General features: G+C 56.5%; 13 protein-coding genes. 6 read left to right on the forward strand and 7 right to left on the reverse strand.

Annotation, left to right across the window (positions count from 1 at the left end):
- Positions 1 to 178 precede the first annotated feature (178 nt).
- From HMPREF9697_RS09215 to HMPREF9697_RS09225, 3 genes are all read left to right on the forward strand, one after another.
- Positions 179 to 910, forward strand: a complete 732-nt coding sequence (locus HMPREF9697_RS09215) for a GntR family transcriptional regulator (RefSeq protein WP_002716929.1) — start codon at positions 179 to 181, stop codon at positions 908 to 910.
- Positions 911 to 1,000: 90 nt separating this feature from the next.
- On the forward strand, positions 1,001 to 2,272 hold the full coding sequence (locus HMPREF9697_RS09220; protein WP_002716930.1) for a CaiB/BaiF CoA transferase family protein: 1,272 nt from the start codon (positions 1,001 to 1,003) through the stop codon (positions 2,270 to 2,272).
- Positions 2,269 to 3,069: an enoyl-CoA hydratase/isomerase family protein gene (locus tag HMPREF9697_RS09225; RefSeq protein WP_002716931.1), complete on the forward strand. Its 801-nt coding sequence runs from the start codon at positions 2,269 to 2,271 to the stop codon at positions 3,067 to 3,069. Before HMPREF9697_RS09220 ends, HMPREF9697_RS09225 begins: the two co-directional genes overlap by 4 nt.
- Positions 3,070 to 3,165: 96 nt before the next feature.
- On the opposite strand, the gene HMPREF9697_RS09230 is transcribed toward HMPREF9697_RS09225, so the two are convergent.
- Positions 3,166 to 3,921, reverse strand: a complete 756-nt coding sequence (locus HMPREF9697_RS09230) for a GntR family transcriptional regulator (RefSeq protein WP_002716932.1) — start codon at positions 3,919 to 3,921, stop codon at positions 3,166 to 3,168.
- Positions 3,922 to 4,078: 157 nt separating this feature from the next.
- On the opposite strand from HMPREF9697_RS09230, the gene HMPREF9697_RS09235 reads away from it, so the two are divergent.
- Together HMPREF9697_RS09235 and HMPREF9697_RS09240 are read left to right on the forward strand one after the other, a co-directional pair.
- Entirely contained in the window at positions 4,079 to 5,083 is a 1,005-nt protein-coding gene (locus HMPREF9697_RS09235) for an ABC transporter substrate-binding protein (RefSeq protein ID WP_115622227.1), read from the forward strand.
- Positions 5,084 to 5,249: 166 nt separating this feature from the next.
- Positions 5,250 to 6,326 carry a tartrate dehydrogenase gene (locus HMPREF9697_RS09240; RefSeq protein ID WP_002716934.1) on the forward strand — a complete coding sequence of 359 codons (1,077 nt, stop codon included), beginning with the start codon at positions 5,250 to 5,252 and terminating at the stop codon, positions 6,324 to 6,326.
- Positions 6,327 to 6,449: 123 nt separating this feature from the next.
- On the opposite strand, the gene HMPREF9697_RS09245 is transcribed toward HMPREF9697_RS09240, so the two are convergent.
- From HMPREF9697_RS09245 to HMPREF9697_RS09270, 6 genes are read right to left on the reverse strand one after another with little or no spacing between them, the layout of a single operon-like run.
- On the reverse strand, positions 6,450 to 7,205 hold the full coding sequence (locus HMPREF9697_RS09245; RefSeq protein WP_002716935.1) for an SDR family oxidoreductase: 756 nt from the start codon (positions 7,203 to 7,205) through the stop codon (positions 6,450 to 6,452).
- A gap of 32 nt (positions 7,206 to 7,237) precedes the next feature.
- On the reverse strand, positions 7,238 to 8,242 hold the full coding sequence (locus HMPREF9697_RS09250; RefSeq protein WP_002716936.1) for an ABC transporter substrate-binding protein: 1,005 nt from the start codon (positions 8,240 to 8,242) through the stop codon (positions 7,238 to 7,240).
- A 39-nt stretch (positions 8,243 to 8,281) separates the two neighbouring features.
- Entirely contained in the window at positions 8,282 to 9,436 is a 1,155-nt protein-coding gene (locus HMPREF9697_RS09255; RefSeq protein WP_002716937.1) for a thiolase, read from the reverse strand.
- Positions 9,437 to 9,448: 12 nt separating this feature from the next.
- The gene (locus HMPREF9697_RS09260; RefSeq protein ID WP_002716938.1) at positions 9,449 to 9,841 is read right to left on the reverse strand and encodes a Zn-ribbon domain-containing OB-fold protein; all 393 of its coding nucleotides are present in this window, start codon (positions 9,839 to 9,841) and stop codon (positions 9,449 to 9,451) included.
- 26 nt (positions 9,842 to 9,867) lie between these two features.
- A complete protein-coding gene (locus tag HMPREF9697_RS09265) occupies positions 9,868 to 11,016 on the reverse strand; it encodes an acyl-CoA dehydrogenase family protein (RefSeq protein WP_002716939.1) in 1,149 nt (382 codons plus the stop codon).
- An 18-nt stretch (positions 11,017 to 11,034) separates the two neighbouring features.
- A complete protein-coding gene (locus HMPREF9697_RS09270; protein WP_210161928.1) occupies positions 11,035 to 11,952 on the reverse strand; it encodes an IclR family transcriptional regulator in 918 nt (305 codons plus the stop codon).
- Between the two features lie 114 nt (positions 11,953 to 12,066).
- On the opposite strand from HMPREF9697_RS09270, the gene HMPREF9697_RS09275 reads away from it, so the two are divergent.
- Entirely contained in the window at positions 12,067 to 12,837 is a 771-nt protein-coding gene (locus HMPREF9697_RS09275; RefSeq protein WP_002716941.1) for an enoyl-CoA hydratase-related protein, read from the forward strand.
- Positions 12,838 to 12,841: the final 4 nt, after the last annotated feature.

Below are 12,841 nucleotides of genomic sequence, written 5' to 3' on the forward strand. Positions count from 1 at the left end.
GCCGTCAAATAACAATGTGGGTGTGTCACAGCGCCAAATCTATAATTATTGATTTTAAATGTTTGATGCGATAGCGTGCGATGACATTACGTCGAAAGACTAAAATTCACGGAAATTCAATATGATAGCCCGTGAGCGATAGCCGCGCCGACTGCACCACCCAAGGCTGACAAGATTGATGTCCGTACAGATCGTCCAGCGCCAATCTCTCCATGAATCCCTCGTGGCACCATTGCGAGAGATGATCCTTCAAGGAGAGTTGCGCCCCGGCGAAAAGGTCCCCGAGGAGCAGCTTTGCGAACGCTTTGGGGTTTCCCGCACGCCCATTCGCGAAGCACTCAAGGTATTGGCTGCCGAGGGCGTGTTGCAGATTCTTCCGCACCGCGGTGCGATCGTTGCACGGATTACCGAGGAGCAAATTGAGGAGCTGTTTCCGATTATGGCGTCCTTGGAGCGCCTGGCGGGGCTCCTCGCATGCGAACGCATTTCCAACGCCGATGTCCGCCGAGTTCGTGCATTGCATGACAAAATGATGCAGCACTTTAAAAGCGGAAACGAGTCGGAGTATCTGCGTCAGAACAGGTTGATCCACGAAGCCTTCTTCGAAATCGCAGGGAACACAATGCTCTCTGCGCTCTATCAGCAAATCCTGACCCGTATCCATGTGTGCCGCTTTGTTGTGCGCAAAAGCCCCGAGCATTGGCAACGCGCCGTGGCCGAACATGAGCAGATGATCGAGCTTCTGGAAGCGCGAGACGGAGCCAAGCTGGCTGCCTTGCTCGAATTTCATATCATGGGCACGACAGCAGGCATCGCTCGGGAATCCATCGGGAAATCGGAGCATCAGTCGGAGGCATCCGGCATGGCGTCCAAGCGTAGTCGCAAAGGACGCGAACGCACATCCGCTTGACCGGGGAATCTACATGAACTCCTCGGGCGCCTGAACATAATCATTGATGACAAGTCAGCCACGGCCCGCCGCGGCACGGAGAACGATACGATGAGTAACGATACAGGCCATACCTCTTCCTCGTATGCCGGTGCGAAGCCGAAGGCTGCAAATACTGCGGGAGCCCGTCCGCTTCCTCTCGCCGGCGTGCGTGTGCTCGATGTGAGCCAGGTCATGGCTGGCCCTTACAGTTGCATGCTGCTCGGCGACATCGGTGCGGACGTGATCAAGATCGAGCCGCCGGTCACGGGTGACCAGACTCGTGGCGCCATGGGATTCAAGATGAAGGGGCCCGACAGCATGGGCTTCCTCAACATGAACAGGAACAAGCGTTCAGTCGCCGTCAACCTCAAGAGCGAGGCAGGCCGCGAGGTCTTCTACAAGTTGGTAGAAAGCGCCGACATCCTCGTCGAGAACTATCGGCCCGGCGTGATGAGGAAGCTGAAGTGCGATTATGAGACGCTGAGCAAAATCAATCCGCGCCTTGTCTATGCTTCGATCTCTGGCTTCGGCCAGACCGGCCCTTGGGCTGAACGACCCGGCTTCGACCTGATGGCACAAGCCATGTCTGGCGTCATGAGCGTCACCGGCCACCCCGGCGGCCCGCCGGTGAAGGCCGGCGTCCCGGTAGCGGATATCGGATGCGCCCTCTTCGCCACCTACGGCGTGCTCGCTGCCTATATCGGCGCCAAGAACACAGGCGTGGGACAGTACATCGACGCATCCTTGTTCGAGGCGGCGCTCGCCTTCTCTGTCTGGGACATATCCGAATACTGGGGCCGCGGTACGCAGCCGATCCCGCTCGGCACCGCCAATCGGATGAGCGCGCCCTATCAGGCCATGAAGTCGAAGGACGGTCACTTCGTCATGGGGGCAACCAACCAGAAGCTATGGACGCAGCTCTGCGAAGTGCTCGACCGCAAGGAGCTGCTTGAAGATCCGCGTTTCCGGACCAATCCGGATCGTCTTGCCAACCGGGAAGAGTTGGTCGAGGAATTGGAGAAAACCTTTGTAACGCGTACGTCGGATGAGTGGGTCACAAACCTGCTTGCCGTCGGGATTCCCGCCGGCACCATGTACACCTATCCCGAAGCCTTCGAGAGCGAACATGGACGCCATCGCCATATGCGAATGGAGATCGACCATCCTAACGAGGGCAAGGTGTCCAACATCGGCTTTGCTGTGAAGCTTTCCGGCACGCCGCAACAGGTTCGCCTCCATCCACCGCTCCTTGGAGAGCACACTGCTTCCGTTCTGAGCGAGATCGGCCTCGATGCCGATGCAGTCGAGAAATTCACAGCCCGCGGAGCCTTTGCACTATGAATGAGAGCATTAAGCCCGCCACCGCAATCGACGAAGGCACGGTGCGTTTCGAGATCGATGGTGCCATCGCGCGCCTGACATTCGACCGCCCGGCTGCCCGCAACGCCATGACTTGGCGGATGTATGAGGAACTTGCTGCAGCCTGTGAGGCAATCACCGCCAATCCCGAAGTCCGCGTGGCCGTTCTGCGCGGCGCCGGTGGCAAAGCCTTCGTCGCAGGCACGGACATCGAGCAATTCCGAGCCTTCTCCTCTGGTGACGATGGGGTCGCCTACGAGGAAAAAGTCGAGCGTTATGTCGGGCTTCTGGAGACCCTTCCGGTGCCGACCATCGCTGTGGTAGAGGGCTGGGCCGTCGGCGGCGGCATGGCGCTTTCCAATGCGTGCGACTTCCGTCTGGCTACGCCCGGTTCGCGTTTTGGTGTGCCGATTGCCCGCACGCTCGGCAATTGCCTGTCCGCCTCAAATGTTCGACGGCTTGTCGACACGCTCGGCGTCAGCCTCGTAAAGCGCATGTTGTTGCTTGCGGAGATGCCCACCGCCGAGGAGCTGCCGACGGGTTACCTGACCGTTGTGGCACCCGAGGCGCTTGATGCGCACCTCGCCGATCTCACCTCCCGTCTGGCGGCCTGCGCTCCCATTACCCTGCAGGTCACCAAGGAGATCATGCGCCGGCTCGCAGTCAACCCAAAGCCGGCCGATGCCGACTTGATCCGGCGGACCTACGGCAGCGCCGATTTTCATGAAGGCGTTGATGCGTTCGTCTCGAAGCGCGCCCCGCAGTGGCAGGGCAAATAGCCCGGCAACCGGGCTTTCAGCTTGCGAATTTCATTTTGGAATTCGCAAGTCGCCTCCGAAAGAAGAGCAGAATTCTTATAGCGCCTGTCTATACTTCTATCTCTGGCCCTCGCCTGAATTGAGGTCGGCAGGCAATGGCCCGAATGAGTTTATCTTTTCGAGCAGCGGTATCATGATTTGACTGGCACGCCGACGATGTTCGGCAGCGTTCTGTGCCGCGGCAAGTGCATTACCGATGCGGATCGCTTCAATGATGGCGCGGTGTTCAACTGCTGCATTCAATGGGTTCGGCCTGAGCCGCAAAGTGAGCAGTCTTGTCCGATGGGTTTGGTCCCGAATGGTGCTCGCCATTCGCGCCAGGCGGCTATTGCCACACTCTCCTGTCAGAGTTCTATGGAATTGATCGTCCGCAGCGGCCCACCGGTCGAGGTCCCCCTTCTTGAGCGCCGCTTCCATGGACCGCGTTTCTGCCTCTAGCCGATCCAGCACCAGATCTTTCGCGGCGGAACGAGGTTGCAGCGCAAGAACTTCAGCCGCCATCCCCTCGAGCGCCATGGTCAGTTCGTAGATTTCCCGAATGTCGCGAGGAGATATCGCGCAGACAAGGATTCCCTTGCGCGACTGAACCTCCACGAGCCCCTCGGCCTGCAAACGGATTGCGGCTTCATGCACCGGGGTGCGGCTCATTCCGAGTTGGGCCGCTACGTCGCTCTCAGCGGCCTGATAGCCCGGTGGAAACGCATTACTCAAGATCGCTGCTTTAAGCGCCACATAGGCGTTTTCCACCAACGATGCTTTGGGCGCCGTACTGGCTGGTGAGCGGCTTTTCAAGATCAGGGCAGTCAACGGCATGGCCTTCTGTGCAATTTGGCAGATTCCCGCAGCATGAGGCTGCCGGGTTGACATTGAAAGCGTTCATCGGCAGCTTGTATGCAAGATTGCATACAACAAATAGCGAGGACTTCAAAGACAAGGCATTGTTCGACAGGGAAACCGGGAGGAGACAATCATGATGAAATTTAAGGTCTTATTTGCAGGCTGCTTCTTCGCGTTATCGCTGATGCCTGCGGCGGCCGAAACCAACACGATTCATGCCTCTAAGCAGTATGGTTTGAGCTATCTGCCGCTAATGATCATGGAAGATCAAAAGCTCGTCGAAAAGCACGCGGCTGCTCTAGGTCTTAAAGACATCACGGTATCATGGGTTACGCTTGGCGGCCCGAACGCCATGAATGACGCGCTTCTGTCCGGCGGACTGGATTTCGGCGCCGGCGGTGTTCCCAACCTCGTGACGCTCTGGGCGAAAACACGCAACTCGCCAACGGCAATTTACGGCGTCGGCGCGCTCAACGACATGCCAGTGGATCTGGTATCCTCGAATCCGAATTTTAAGAAGCTGTCCGATTTGTCCGAGAAGGATAAGATCGCTGTCACGTCGGTGAAAATATCGACGCAGGCGCTGCTGTTGCAGATGGCAACCGCCAAGAAGTTCGGCGAGGCAAACTTTGACAAATACGACTCGCTGACCGTGTCAATGCCGCATCCTGAGGCGATGACGGCGCTCATGTCCGGCGGCATCGGCATTAATGCACACTTCTCGTCTCCGCCATTTCAATACACAGAACTTGCCGATCCCAAAATTCACAAGGTTCTGAACAATTATGAGATTTTGGGCGGCCCCGCGACGTTTAACGTCGTGTGGAGTACCAGCAAATTCAGGAACGACAATCCGAAAGCGTATCAAGCCTTTTTCGAAGCCTTGAAAGAGTCGATCGACATCATCAACAGCGACAAGAAGAAAGCCGCTGAAACATACAAGCGAATGGCCAACACCAAGGAAACGGTCGAATTTCTGCTGGGTATTTTGAATGACCCGCTGGTGACGAATACAATCGAGCCGCACAAGACTCTGCCGATCGCGCAATTCCTCGCCAAAGTGAAACGCATCCCTGCCGCGCCAGAAAAATGGCAGGATATGTGGTTTCCCGAAATTCATAACCTGAAAGGCAGCTGACCCCGCCTTCAACAAGGCTTAGATCGCTGCCGGCTGCGATGCGGAAGGTCACTTTGCCTGCCCCAGTCAAAGATTGATCTTCCGTACCGTGGAGGCCAGGCGGTGCGGAAGTTGAGAATGCAACTAACCACGCGAAGCGTACGACGCTAATGAGAAGAGTGAGAATATGAAGACTTACAACATTGCCGCCATCCCCGGTGACGGCATCGGCACCGAAGTCATCGCCGCGGGAGTCGAAGTGCTGGATGCCATTGCCAAGTGGGACGGCAAGTTCACCTTTGCGTTCGACCATTTCGATTGGGGCGGAGAATACTACAAGAAGCATGGCCGCATGATGCCGGAGAATGGCCGGGAGCTTATTCAGAATCACGATGCGATCCTGTTCGGATCGGCCGGTCATCCGGAAATTCCAGATCACATCACCTTATGGGGGCTCCGTCTCGCGATCTGCCAGCCGTTTGACCAATACGCCAATGTCAGACCAACCCGCATTCTGCCGGGCATTACGTCGCCATTACGGAAAGTCACGGACAAAGAACTCGACTGGGTTATTATTCGAGAGAATTCGGAGGGTGAGTACGCCGGCGTCGGCGGTCGGGTCCATCAGGGATTACCGATCGAAGCGGCCACTGACGTTTCAATGTTCACGCGCGCAGGCGTCGAGCGAATCATACGTTTTGCATTTTGTCTCGCGCAGTCACGCCCGCGCAAATTGCTGACGGTCGTGACCAAGTCGAATGCGCAACGTCACGCCATGGTGATGTGGGATGAAATTGCCGTACAAATATCGAAGGAATTTCCCGACGTCACTTGGGACCGTATGCTGGTTGATGCCATGACAGTTCGCATGGTGATGCAACCCGAGTCTCTGGATACGATCGTCGCGACGAATCTTCACGCCGATATTCTGTCCGACCTTGCCGCAGCCCTGGCTGGATCACTTGGCATCGCGCCCACGGCAAATCTCAATCCCGAGCGCAATTTCCCATCAATGTTCGAACCCATTCACGGCTCAGCGTTCGACATCACCGGCAAAGGCGTTGCAAATCCTCTCGGAACTGTTTGGTGCGCCGTGATGATGCTTGAGCATCTCGGACAAATCTCAGCTGCGGACGCTCTCATGAAGGCGATCGAGCGTGTCACTGCCAACCCCCTGCTGCACACCCCTGACCTCGGCGGTAAAGCAACCACGGCAGACGTCACGTCCGGGATCATCGAGGCAGTTCGCGGCCTGAACAGCTAGGTTTACTTGCCATATTGCTGCAATCGTTGCGCCGCGCACGAAATGTTGCGCAACGATTGAGCGGCAATTGGCGGTCTAGAGCAGGCATCGATCAAATCGTTATGCCAGATCCCATCAGGGCGATCAGGCGCTGCCGAAAGAACCTAGCGATTTTCCGCCGCACACATAAAGCACCTGACCATTCATATAAAACGCCTCATCGGCAGCGAACACATGAACGGCATAAGCAACCTCGTCTGCCGAACCGATACGGGCGATTGGCTGCGCTTTCACCATGCGGTCCCAGACCTCTGGCTTCAAACCGCGCGTCAGCGGAGTATCGATGAACCCCGGCGCAACGCAATTCGATGTGACGTCAAATTTCCCAAGCTCGATCGCCATGGATCGCGTCAATCCGACGATTCCCGCCTTCGCGGCGGAATAATTCGCCTGCCCCGGGTTTCCGAGCCACGCACGTGACGAAACATTGACAATCCGTCCGCGCTTCTGCTCCATCATAATGCGGGCGGCTGCTTTGCTGAACAAAAAATACGATTTCAGATTGACGGCCAAAACCGAATCCCAGTCGGCTTCCGGCATCCGTGTCAGATAATTGTCTTTAACAATGCCGACATTGTTGACCAGAATATCCAGCGTCTTGAACTGCTCGACGGTCTTGGCAACCGCTTGATCGACTTCGGCGGAATTCGTCGCGTCCGCAACGATCGCGATCGCATCTCCCCCCTTCTCGACGATTTTGCCGACGGCACGATCCGCCGCCGCTTCATCACGATCGACGACGACAACCTTCGCGCCGTGGGCGGCAAGGCGATTCGCAATCGCCTCGCCGATTCCAGATGCTGCGCCTGTGACGAGAGCAACCCTATCTTGAACATACATTCTTTTCATACCCCCTTCACAGCGCTGGCCGCTTAGCTGCCCTTGAGATTATGGACATTCTCAAACCACATATCCTTCCAGCTATGCGGTGCCGCCTTGATGCGGCCGACCTTCTTCATGAACAGTACCGACTTCATGGTGTTTTCCGGCGTTTCTACGAACGTAATCTGCGGATCGCTGATAATTTTTACCACGTCATCCGCGGTGATCGACTTGTCCTTCGACAAGGTGAGATAGATCTTCGCCGCTCTCGGCTTGTCATTGTGGATGATATCGAGCGCCTTTTTGTAGGCCGCCAAAAATGCCGCATATGTTTTCGGGTTCTTTTCTTTGAAATCAGTCGTCGTCCAGGCCATCGTCAGCGTCGCCGGACCACCGAGAGTGTCGAAAGAATTCAGAATTGTATGGATCTCCGGCTTTTTAAGCTGAAGATACGTGAACGGTTGAGAGGTAAAACTGCAGGTGATTTCATTGTTCCCTGACAGGAGAGCAACCGAACCATCCGATTGCGACATCGCAACCGTCAGAGGATCGAGGCGCTCGTATTGAGCATCGCCCCATATCCTCGCTGCCTCCATTTGCAGGAAGACGGCCTGAGTCGATACCTTGATGGCCGGAACCACGATCTTTTCCGAGCCCTTGAAATCGCGCACCGATTTCAATCCAGGATCGCGACAGTTCAAATATTCAGGCTGGGAGCTTGTAGCAACAACGCCCTTGACCTTTCCGTTGCTCTTCGCCCACAGGGTGATGAACGGCGTGATGCCTGAAAATGCAAATTGCAATTCGCCAGCGAGCATAGCGTCGGTTGCAGAATTTCCACCAGCAAAGGTATGCCAAGATACAGGCACGTCTCCCAAACCCGACTTTTTAACCTCTGACTCGAGAAGCTTCTCGTGCTTCATTATCATTGTCGGCAGGAATGCCAGACTTTGCTGATCCGCCAACGCAATTTTTGAGACCTCCGCCTTGGCGGGAGCAACTAAACCAGCAACAAGAGAACTAATTACGAGTGACGCGATTTTTATCTTTGTCATTCCATCCTCCCTGCTTCGCTTACGCGAATGTGTTTCAATTCATAGAGCAGCCTCAGTTCCAAAAAGAGCAGTTACTTGACTCGACAATGTGCCACCGTTGCCGTGGCACAGTGCAATTTCCGCATTCTTGATTTGACGATCACCGGCGGTGCCGCGGAGTTGTTCGGCAGCCTCGATCATCGTGAAAATGCCGTACATGCCAGGATGAACGCAGGACAGGCCGCCACCATTGGTGTTGACCGGCAGCTTCCCGCCCGGCGCAATTGCACCATCAGCGACGAACCGCCCGCCCTCACCCTTGGGGCAAAAACCCAGATCCTCGAGAAACAGGAGCACGTTGATTGTGAAGGCGTCGTAGAGCTGAACGACATCCACATCCGACGGTTTCAAACCTGCCATTTCGAATGCGCGAACACCGGATTCGGCGGCAGCGGTCATCGTGAAATCAGGCATTGCTGAGATCTGACGATGCCATTGCGCAGCCGCGCCACCGAGAAAATAGATCGGCTTCTGCTTAAGATCCCGTGCCCGCTCCGAAGACACCATGATGACAGCGCCGGCTCCGTCGGTGACGAGACAGCAGTCACGTACGGTGAGTGGATCACACATCATGCGAGCGGAAAGCACCTCCTCGACGCTTGTCGGCTCGCGGCGATAGGCGAACGGCGTCAATTGCGCCCATTGCCGTGCCGCCACCGCTACCCGTGCAAGATCTTCCCGTGTCGTGCCGTATTCATGCATATGCCGCGCCGCGGCCAATGCATAAGCGGCAACAGGAAAGCGTGGTTTATAGGCGCCCTCATGGATCGGCATTTCGGCGCTTGTAGTATGCTTGCCCGCGCCCGTGCGGGAATTGCTGCCGTAACAAATCAGCGCGACGTCACACAGGCCGGCGCGGATCGCCATTGCTGCCTTCAATGCGTAGTCGATGAAGGAAGCGCCACCCAGATTGGTACTCTCCGCGATCTTCGGCTTCAGACCGAGATATTCGCCAACCGTAAGCGTGGGAAAGAAATTGACCAGGTTTGCCGTAAACAGTCCGTCGACATCGGTCAGCTTCAGGCCAGCGTCATCCAATGCTTTTGCCGTAGCTTCGGCGAGCAATTCCAGATGTGTTCGTCCCGGCGCTTCGCCGATGCCCGCCAGTCCCGTCCCGACAATGGCAGCGCTACCTCGAAGTGGATGTTTTTGCATGTTGACGCGACCTCACGCGGGTTCAAAGAAAACGGCGAACTGCTCGCCAGCCTTACGAATGGCGCCGGCGACTTTCATGCCGATCTTGACTTCGCTGGGATCAATTCCGGTGATCTGCGTCATGAGCCGGGGCCCTTCAGCCAACGTCACCATCGAAAGGTTGTAGTCGCCTCCCTTATCGGGAGCCTGTCGAATGGTCGTCGTCGAATAGACCTCTCCCTTGCCGCTGGCTTCAATGCACTTCAAATCACTCGATCCGCAGACCGGGCAAAGAGCGCGCGGATAAAAGATATGCGACGAGCACGAGGCGCAGGATTGGATAAGGATTTTTCCAGCATCGAGTCCCGACCGGAAAACTTTTTCAGGTCCGTCGCCTGAAAAATGTTTGGCGTCATAAGTGCTCATCGGAGCCCTTTCCTCTTGTTCGCGGACTAATGAGCCGCTTCTTTCATCATGTTCTTGGCAATGATGATCTGCTGAATCTGACTTGTTCCCTCGTAGAGGCGGAACAGCCGAACATCGCGATAAAAGCGTTCGACTTTGAAGTCGGCGATATAGCCCGACCCTCCGTGTATCTGGACGGCCCGGTCGGCTACGCGGCCCAGCATTTCCGTCGAGAATAATTTTGAGCATGATGCCAGCGTCGTGACGTTTTCGCCGGCGTCGCGGCGCTTGGCAGAATCGAGAACCATGCACCGCGCCGCATATGTCTCCATGCGGCTATCGGCGAGCATCGCCTGCACAAGCTGAAATTCGGCAATAGCCTTGCCGAACTGCTTGCGGCTCATCGCATAGTTCAGGCTGTCCGCGATTAGCCGCTCGGCCGTGCCCACACAGGCAGCCGCGATATGCAGCCGTCCGCGATCCAGTACCTTCATCGCCGTCTTGAAGCCTTTATTTTCCTCGCCGCCAAGCAATGCCTCCTTGGGCACGCGGCAATCATCGAAGATCACGTCGCAGGTGTGGCTGCCTTTCTGGCCCATCTTCTTGTCGATTTTCCCAAGGCTCAAACCCGGCGTGGACGCATCGACAAGGAAAGCCGAGATGCCTGCCGCGCCTTCCCCGCCGGTTCGGGCAAACACAGTGAAGAGACCGGCTTCCGGTGCATTGGTGATGAAACGTTTGGTGCCATTGATGACGTAGCAGTCGCCATCGCGGACGGCTCGCGTACGAACGGACGCGGAATCGGAACCGACATTCGGCTCCGTCAGACAAAATGAGCCGATGATTTCGCCGCTGGCCAGGCGCGGAAGATAGCGCTGGCGCTGCGCCTCTGTCCCATCCATGACAAGGCCTTGCGATCCTATGCCAATCGTGGTGGCAAACGCCGATCGGAATGCGCAGGATGCCCTCCCCACCTCCATGAGAACGAGCGCCTCCTCCTCCATCCCGAGACCAAGACCGCCATACTCTTCAGGGATAGTGAGAGAGAACAGGCCAACCTCTTTCATCTCGGAAAGTACGTCGGGCGGAACGCGATCTTCCGCCTCCATGCGATCTTCGTTCGGAATGAGTCTCTCGGTTACGAACCGGCTGACAGTATCGAGAAGCTGCTGGAATGTTTCTTGATCGAGCGCCATCACATTCCTTTCGGGATTTCAGCGGCCTGCCACGAACGAGGCTGGACTGGAGAGATGAACCATCTGCACCCCCTCCGCGAGTTGCTTCAACCTGTCGCCAAGATCTTGAATCATGCCGGGTTGAATGCGGCTGGAAGGGCCACCGCAGGTGAACGCAAGAACTTGACCATCTGGAAGACGCAGAGGCACACCGACTGCGTTGATATTCGGCTCCCAATCACCAATCGTCGAGCAATAGCCGAACTTATTGTACTCCTCGCAAGCCGCCTCGATCCCTCGCTTGAGACGCGGCCAATTTTGCGGATAAGCAGCCTTGATCTCCGAGAGAAGCTGCGCGCGCTCGCTTTCCGAAATCGCTGCAATATAAGCGCGCCCCGATGAAGTGGTAGCAATCGGAATACAGGATCCGACATCCAGCGGCAGCGTGACAACGGAGCGATTTCGCACGCGCTCGACAAAGATGATGTGAAGCATATCGCGGGCACCGAGAGAAACGGTGCCGCCGCTGTAATCCGCCAGCTCCTGCATCGCAGGCCGGGCCATCTGCCTGATGCCAAGATTGGCCAGAACCGGGTAGCCAAGGCTCAGCACATGCGGATGCAACCGAAACCGGCCGGTCTCGCTGCAATTGCTTAAGTAACCCAGATAACGCAGCGTGTGAGTGAGGCGCGTCACCGTGGCTTTTGCCAATCCGGTTCGCCGGGCCAGTTCAAGATTTGTAAGTGTATCGTCGCCGGGCTTGAAAGCACTCAGCACGCTAAGGCCTCTCGCCAACGCCGTGATCAAATAGCGGTCTTCACCCGCTGATTTCTTCGTCTTTGCTTTTTGAGGTGCGCGCGGCTCTTTGACATGTGCATTTGCTTTGCGAGATGCGGCCGGCGAACGGCCTTTCACCTCGACAGGTGCTCGCTGCAAATCTTTGCGCTCTTTCCTCACCCCAGACCACGCAAGTTAGTTCTTCTTGCCAGGAACTATGACAGTCCGTAGATTTGTGGTCAAGAATTATAAAACTACGTTTCATCTGATGAAACTGCAAGGAGGACGCTGAAGATGCAGCCCGTCTTGGTTGAACAACCTGCGCCTGGAATTACGCTTCTCCGCATCAATCGCCCGCAGGCTCGTAACGCTCTCAATCTTGAAGTACGACGCTTGATGGCTTCACAGATTGCGACATTCAACGCCGATGCCGACATGCGATGCCTTGTCATCGCAGGCAGCGATCAAGTTTTTGCCGCCGGTGCCGATATTGCTGAAATGGCAGATGCCGGACCGATTGATATGATGGAACGTGCGCCACATCAGCTCTGGCAGGCGCTCACTGCGTGTTCGAAACCTATCATTGCCGCCGTCAACGGGTTTGCACTCGGAGGCGGATGCGAGCTTGCCATGCACGCCGACATCATCGTCGCGGGCGAGAGCGCTCGCTTTGGTCAGCCCGAGGTCAAGATCGGCATCATTCCCGGCGGCGGCGGAACGCAACGCCTGATCCGCGCCATCGGCAAATACAAAGCAATGCGCCTGATGCTGACGGGAGAATTCATCAGCGCCACGGAAGCAGACACCATGGGCATGGTGAGCCTCGTCGTTCCTGACAAGGAGACCGAGCAACGCGCGATAGAAATGGCGGCACGAATCGCATCGATGCCGCAACTCGCGGTTCAGATGATCAAGGAAGTCACGCTGGCAGGCGCAGACATTGCACTTGATGCCGGGCTCCAACTCGAACGGCGAGCGCTGCATGTCCTTTTCGCTTCGCGGGACAAAGGCGAGGGAATGCACGCCTTCCTCGAAAAACGTCCTCCCCACTTCTCAGGCAGGTAATTGA

The sequence above is a fragment of the Afipia felis ATCC 53690 genome, assembly GCF_000314735.2.
Lineage (GTDB): Bacteria > Pseudomonadota > Alphaproteobacteria > Rhizobiales > Xanthobacteraceae > Afipia > Afipia felis.